4 protein-coding genes are annotated in these 1,766 nt (G+C 71.7%); all 4 read left to right on the top strand.

Annotated elements, in window-relative coordinates; translation table 11 throughout:
* Positions 1–216, top strand: a 216-nt coding sequence (locus H5J30_RS31110; RefSeq protein WP_181790859.1) for a hypothetical protein, incomplete at its 5' end; no start/stop codon positions are given.
* Positions 213–653, top strand: coding sequence for a roadblock/LC7 domain-containing protein (locus H5J30_RS31105; RefSeq protein ID WP_181790857.1), 441 nt, complete (start codon positions 213–215; stop codon positions 651–653). The genes H5J30_RS31110 and H5J30_RS31105, both read left to right, overlap by 4 nt.
* The gene (locus tag H5J30_RS31100; RefSeq protein ID WP_181790855.1) at positions 653–1,009 is read left to right on the top strand and encodes a DUF742 domain-containing protein; all 357 of its coding nucleotides are present in this window, start codon (positions 653–655) and stop codon (positions 1,007–1,009) included. Before H5J30_RS31105 ends, H5J30_RS31100 begins: the two co-directional genes overlap by 1 nt.
* A complete protein-coding gene (locus H5J30_RS31095; protein WP_181790853.1) occupies positions 996–1,604 on the top strand; it encodes a GTP-binding protein in 609 nt (202 codons plus the stop codon). The genes H5J30_RS31100 and H5J30_RS31095 overlap by 14 nt, the downstream gene beginning before the upstream one ends.
* Positions 1,605–1,766: the final 162 nt, after the last annotated feature.

Genomic DNA, 1,766 nt, shown 5'->3' with positions numbered 1-1,766 from the left:
CGGGAGGCCGAGCCGGCGCCCGCGCCCGCGCGCCCCGCCGCCCGCGGCGGCGGGCTGCCCCAGCGCGTACCCGGCACCAGCATGGCCGGCCAACTGCGCGACGGCAGGCGCCGGCCCGCCACCGCCATGGACCGACGTCCGCTCGACAGCATCGAGTCGGCGTTCACCCAGCTTCAGGAAGCCCTGACCGACCCGGAGGAAGACAGCGACCGATGAGCAGCCTCAGGCACGTGAAGAACGTCATTCCCGCGAGCCCGCAGGACGCGGCGGTCTTCGACAACCTCCGCGACAACCTGCAACTCGTGCCGGAGCTCACCGGCTTCGTGCTGCTCGCCGACGACGGCCTCGCCCTCTGCGGCTACGGCCTGGACTGGACCCGCGACGACGTCCAGACCATCGCCGCCGCCTGCTCCGGCCTGGCCAGCCTCGCCGACGGGCTGTCGATGCCGGTGGACGGCGGGTCCGTACTGCACCTGAACATCACCATGGAGCACAGCCACCTGATCCTCACCGCCTGCGGCAACGGCAGCACCCTCGTCGTCTACACCTCGGGACCGGAGTCCATCGGCCTCGCCATGCGCGAGACCGTCCGCGTCGCCCGCGCCTTCAAGCACCAGCTCGGCGTCGGTGACCGCAGGGCTCGAATCCGTTAATGAGCGCGCCACGGGGAACGCGCAGAACGCGGACGTTCGCGCTCACCGGATCACGCACCGACGGGGCGCCCGGTGAGCAGTTCACGATGCACTCCACGGTCCGCGCCGCCGTACCGGCCGACGACGCGCGCAGCATTCCGGAGGAGTGGCAGACGATCCTGCGGCTGTGCGCGGGGCCCGGCATCGCCGTGGCCGAGCTGGCGGCCCGGCTCGAAATGCGGCTCACGCCCGCCGCCGTCCTCCTCGCCCAGCTGCTGGAGCAGGGGCTCATCGAGCACAGACCGCCGATGAGCGATCCGGACGCCATGAACATCGACTTCCTCCGACGAATCAGGAGCGGCCTTGAACGAGCCTGACACCCGGGCCCCCGACGCCGTCCGGGACACCTACCTCCCGCCCGTGAAGATCCTCGTGGCCGGCGGGTTCGGCGTGGGCAAGACCACGGCGGTCGGCACGGTCAGCGAGATCACACCGCTGCGCACGGAGGAGCGGCTGAGCGCGGCCGGCGTGGGCGTGGACGACCTGTCCGGCATCGAGCAGAAGTCCGCCACCACGGTGGCCATGGACTTCGGCCGGATCACGCTCGACGTGGCGGTGCTGATGCTGTTCGGCACGCCCGGCCAGGAGCGGTTCTGGTTCATGTGGGACGACCTGCTGCGCGGCGCGCTCGGCGCCGTGGTGCTCGTCGACACCCGGCGGCTGGACCGCTCGTTCGCCGCCGTCGACTTCTTCGAAAGCCGCGACCTGCCGTTCGTCGTCGCCGCCAACTGTTTCCATGGTGAGCAGGACTACGATCCGGAGGAGATCCGCGACGCACTCACACTGAGGGAGCCCAGCACCCCGATCGTCCTGTTCGACGCCCGCCGGCGCGATTCGGTACGCGGCGTACTGCTCGCCCTGATGGACCACCTGATCGCGTCCGCGGAACCCGCCCACGCCCAGCGAACGTAGGAGGCCCCGCCCCGTATGACGACCGTGCTCGCCATCGACCAGGGCACCTCCGGCACCAAGGCCCTCGTCGTCGACCCGGAGGCGCCGGACGGCGGCGGCAGCGGCGGCAGCGGCGTGGTCGCCCTCGCCGAGGTGCCGGTGACGCCCGACTACCTGCCGGGC

Source organism: Streptomyces phytophilus (assembly GCF_013870535.1).
Taxonomy (GTDB): domain Bacteria; phylum Actinomycetota; class Actinomycetes; order Streptomycetales; family Streptomycetaceae; genus Streptomyces; species Streptomyces phytophilus.
This window is presented reverse-complemented; position numbering and strand designations above follow the sequence as displayed.

What these genes read in the sequence shown, in the direction of transcription:
- H5J30_RS31105 (WP_181790857.1), top strand. Translation starts at nt 213, where the DNA reads ATGAGCAGCCTCAGGCACGTGAAGAACGTCATTCCCGCGAGCCCGCAG.
- H5J30_RS31100 (WP_181790855.1), top strand. Translation starts at nt 653, where the DNA reads ATGAGCGCGCCACGGGGAACGCGCAGAACGCGGACGTTCGCGCTCACC.